Below are 1603 nucleotides of genomic sequence, written 5' to 3'. Positions count from 1 at the left end.
GTTAGCAGCGGATCAGCGCCAGAGTCCATTCCAAAAACTGGGATTTCAGCGTCTTTGGCAGCCAGTAACCCATTACGAATTTGGGATGGATCGACATTGATCACCATCGCATCAACCTTTTGCAGAGCGACATCTTCCATCCGGCTGACCAGGGCAGCCACGTCTCCGGAGGTGTCAATCACGTCCACCTGCCAACCTTTGCTTTTGGCAGTTGCTTCAAAGCCTTCGACCATCAGTTGTGTTCCAGGTTGAGCCAGAAATGGAGTCAGCACGGCCACAGTGCGTGACTGGGCAAATAAGAATTGAGGAAGAGCAAGCAGGAGGATTCCTGTGAAGATGAACAAATTCCGACGCATAAGTGCCTCCGTTAAAGTTTAGAAAAGTTGGAAGATTCCGTATCAGACAGAAGACGTCTGAGGAAAGAATGAAACCGGTATCGTGTGATAAGTGGAAGGAGAAGGATTGTCAAGCATTGCTGGCAAAGATCTATTCGCTTCTTAAGCTCATCTCAGTTTTTTCCCTACTCGGTAATGACGATACTGCACCAAAATGCTGGACGCTGAGCGAGGCTGCGACATTTCCGTAACGAGCAGATCGTAGCAGATCTTTGGTGCGTAACCACTCTGTTAGAAATCCTCCGTCAAAACAGTCTCCTGCTGCGGTTGCATCCACTAAGTTGACCGGAATTCCAAGGATTTGTTCTCTCATTCCGTCTTGTGTAGCCAAGAGCACACCTTGGTCTCCTAAAGTCAATGCGACCACTTCGACGCCCATCTTCAAATATTCATCAACAATACTTTGTGGATTCTCTAGACCTGTCAATTGACGGGCATCGTCGAGTCCTGGCAACACGAAATCGACGAGAGAGGCGACATGTTGAATGATAGCTTTAGCTCGTGAAAGCGACCAGAGTTTGAGACGAAGATTGGTGTCAAAGGAGATTTTCACACCGCTCTCCTTGGCCAACTCAATCGCTCTCAGGGAAGCCTCGCAGGCACTGTCACTCAAGGCCAGAGAAATTCCAGACAGGTGAAGAATCTGAACTCCCTCAAAGTGTTCCTTCTTCAAATCACTGGGACGTAAACGACTGGAGGCAGAGCCTGCTCGACGATAATCAAAGACGTGTCCACTGGGTCCGTGTGAAATGAAGTAGATTCCCGTGGGTGCCTCCTCATCTCGAATGATTCGGCTGGTGTCGATTCGTTCTCTCTCCCAGAGTTGGAGGATTTCTTCAGCAAAAGAGTCCTGGCCCATTCTGGTGAGCATCCCAGCCTGACCGCTTTGACGGGCTACTGCGACAGCAACATTTGAGACGTCTCCCCCAATACTGCGAACATATTGTCCAGGCTGTTGTTCGTTAAATTCGAGGAGTGGTTCCCCAAGACAGAGGATGTCAACCATTGGATTCCCCAGTGGGCAACGCATGAACAAACTTTAGAGCATCTGTACGGATTTGTTTGACGGCTTTTCCTGGAGAGTAAAGAGCCGATCCGATCCCTGCCCCGTTGGAGACTACAAGAAAGTCTGCAAGATTCTCAGAGTTGACTCCCCCGGTAACAACAAGCAAAGTACCCTTTGGCAAAACCGCTCGCAGCGCCTTGCA

At 49.5% G+C, this 1603-nt stretch carries 3 protein-coding genes; all 3 read right to left on the bottom strand.

From position 1 onward, the window contains the following. Window positions 1–356 (bottom strand): substrate-binding domain-containing protein (locus P8O70_00825; GenBank protein MDG2195427.1); only part of this gene is annotated, 356 nt, incomplete at its 3' end. 130 nt (window positions 357–486) lie between these two features. Continuing rightward, the gene (locus P8O70_00820) at window positions 487–1401 is read right to left on the bottom strand and encodes a sugar kinase (GenBank protein ID MDG2195426.1); all 915 of its coding nucleotides are present in this window, start codon (window positions 1399–1401) and stop codon (window positions 487–489) included. After that, window positions 1394–1603, bottom strand: a 210-nt coding sequence (locus P8O70_00815) for a 2-dehydro-3-deoxy-6-phosphogalactonate aldolase (GenBank protein ID MDG2195425.1), incomplete at its 5' end; no start/stop codon positions are given. The genes P8O70_00815 and P8O70_00820, both read right to left, overlap by 8 nt.

The sequence above is a fragment of the SAR324 cluster bacterium genome, assembly GCA_029245725.1.
GTDB lineage: Bacteria > SAR324 > SAR324 > SAR324 > NAC60-12 > JCVI-SCAAA005.
Note: the sequence above shows the minus strand (reverse complement) of the source record. Positions and strands in the feature narration are given on the sequence as shown.

Excerpts from the sequence above, each read along its gene's own strand:
- P8O70_00820 (MDG2195426.1), bottom strand. The coding sequence starts at position 1,401 with ATGGTTGACATCCTCTGTCTTGGGGAACCACTCCTCGAATTTAACGAA.